This is a genomic window from Streptomyces ossamyceticus (assembly GCF_001418475.1).
In the GTDB taxonomy this organism is placed as follows: domain Bacteria; phylum Actinomycetota; class Actinomycetes; order Streptomycetales; family Streptomycetaceae; genus Streptomyces; species Streptomyces ossamyceticus.
The window spans coordinates 759-1,110 of sequence record NZ_LIQX01000890.1 but is presented as its reverse complement, the minus strand read 5'-3'; the positions used below and the strand labels follow the sequence as shown (position 1 = coordinate 1,110).

Genomic DNA, 352 nt, shown 5'->3' with positions numbered 1-352 from the left:
GGCGACCCGCTCCGCGACCCGGTAGCCGAGTCCGGCGGTGCCGTCCTCCAGGTCGTACAGGTTGAACCTGCCGACCACGGAGCCGTCCTCGGCGACGAGCACGTAGAAGGCGCAGACCCCGGCGTCCTGCTCGGCCAGCAAGGCGGTGTACCTGTCGGTGAACCGGTCGAAGAACTCGTCGCCGCGGTCGGGGATCGAGGCGGCGAAGTAGGCACGGTTCGCCAGCTCGAAGGCCAGCACGGCCGGGGCGTGGCTGGTCCGCAGTGGTATCAGCTCGGGCATCGCCCGACCCTACCCACATCGTGCACGGAGACCACGTGAGTTTCCGTCGCCGGCACCGCTGTGTGACGGG

The 352-nt window shown here is 69.9% G+C and carries 1 protein-coding gene; it reads right to left on the bottom strand.

The window, feature by feature from the left end:
- On the bottom strand, nucleotides 1-282 hold a 282-nt coding region (locus AOK15_RS40180; protein ID WP_478078830.1), incomplete at its 3' end, for a GNAT family N-acetyltransferase.
- Nucleotides 283-352: the final 70 nt, after the last annotated feature.